This is a genomic window from Candidatus Darwinibacter acetoxidans, assembly GCF_041936445.1.
Classification (GTDB): Bacteria; Bacillota; Limnochordia; order Darwinibacteriales; family Darwinibacteriaceae; genus DTU010.
The window spans coordinates 1-1,248 of sequence record NZ_JBHGXH010000133.1; the positions used below are offsets into that span (position 1 = coordinate 1).

Here is a 1,248-nt window from a genome sequence, read left to right on the forward strand (position 1 = left end):
AGCGGGCGGAGATTCCCCTTTCATTTGAGCGGGCTGCGGCGATTGACCTGGCCGGCCGCGATGTGCTCGAGGCGGTCCAGATGAGCGTCAACCCCAAGGTGATTGAGACGCCGATAGTGGCGGCGATGGCCAAAAACGGGATTGAAGTGAAGGCCAAAGCCAAGGTGACCGTGCGGGCTAATATTGACCGGCTCGTCGGGGGGGCCGGGGAACCGACGATCATCGCCCGGGTCGGCGAGGGGATTGTTACCACCATCGGTTCGGCGGATAATCACAAATCTGTTTTGGAGAATCCGGATAGGATTTCGGAGACTGTTTTAAACAAGGGTCTTGATGCGGGGACCGCTTTTGAAATTCTCTCCATTGATATTGCCGATGTTGACGTGGGGAAGAATATTGGAGCCGAGCTGCAGACCGACCAGGCCGAAGCCGACAAGCGCATCGCCCAGGCCAAGGCGGAAGAGCGGCGGGCCATGGCCGTGGCTCGCGAGCAGGAGATGCATGCCGCCGTGGCGGAGATGCGCGCCAAGGTGGTGGAGGCGGAAGCGGAGATCCCCCAGGCCATGGCGCAGGCGCTGCGTGAAGGGAAAATCGGGGTCTTGGATTACTACAACCTGAAAAACATTGTGGCCGATACAGAGATGCGCGATGCCATCAGCAAAATGGGCCGCTCAGAGCCGGCGCCGGAAGATAAATAAGCGGCTGACACCGTTGAACATTAGTGGGACACTAGGGACGTTCCTTTCTGTCCCACATATTACACTTAAGGCGATCAAAATGGGACATACAGGTACGTCCCCGTTGTCCCGGTATGATCTAGAAAGGTGTGTGCGATGTGGGCTATATCTTTTACCTGTTTCTGTTGATCGCCATTATCAACCTGGTGAACAATGCGATCAAGCGGGCCAGGTCTCAAGAAGAATCTAGACGCTCTCCGGGCCGGGCCTGGCCGACGATGCAAAGCCGGCCGGCAGGAAGTCAATCCCGTCTGGAGAAAGCCCGGCCGGGCGATGCAAAGACAGAGCTGCCGCTGAGCCCGGCTCACCTGCCTGAAAAAAAAGCGGAGAGCGGCCTGCAGCCCAGCACGCAAAAAGGGGCCGTGCCTGTGAATGTGGCGCGCATCTTCACTGAAAAAGATCAGCTGCTGGCGGCCTTTATCTTTCATGAAGTTTTGGGCCCGCCGCGCAGCCTCCGCCCCCGCCGAACTCCCCCCTTTGCAAAAGGGGGGCCGGGGGGGATTTAACAGTC

Annotated in this window: 2 protein-coding genes; both read left to right on the forward strand. The window is 58.5% G+C overall.

Annotated elements, in window-relative coordinates:
• On the forward strand, window positions 1–698 hold a 698-nt coding region (gene floA, locus ACE4YL_RS04910; protein ID WP_461369315.1), incomplete at its 5' end, for a flotillin-like protein FloA.
• A 137-nt stretch (window positions 699–835) separates the two neighbouring features.
• Window positions 836–1,243, forward strand: coding sequence for a hypothetical protein (locus ACE4YL_RS04915; RefSeq protein ID WP_461369316.1), 408 nt, complete (start codon window positions 836–838; stop codon window positions 1,241–1,243).
• Window positions 1,244–1,248 lie beyond the last annotated feature (5 nt).